Genomic DNA, 266 nt, shown 5'->3' on the forward strand with positions numbered 1-266 from the left:
CAACGGTGTTTCGTCGCGATTCAATGCCCAAGTTGAGCCGTATCGTCCGGGTTATCCGTACATCCTCTATCCGGGCAACATGCGCAGTTATAAGAACGTAGAGATGCTTCTACGTGCCTTTTCACAGTCTTCATTGCGTACGCTCGGATTGAAGGTCGTACTTACGGGGACAGGGACGCCGGAGTTGAACGCTACGATCGCCACCCTGGGGATTGCCAAAGACGTGGTGTTCATGGGCTTTGTTCCCGACGTGCACCTGGTCCGGA

Annotated in this window: 1 protein-coding gene; it reads left to right on the forward strand. The window is 54.5% G+C overall.

Annotated elements, in window-relative coordinates:
* A partial coding sequence (locus Y882_RS18355) for a glycosyltransferase (protein WP_046973401.1) occupies window positions 1-266 on the forward strand: 266 nt, incomplete at both ends.

This window comes from Dyella japonica DSM 16301, from assembly GCF_001010355.1.
GTDB lineage: Bacteria > Pseudomonadota > Gammaproteobacteria > Xanthomonadales > Rhodanobacteraceae > Dyella > Dyella japonica.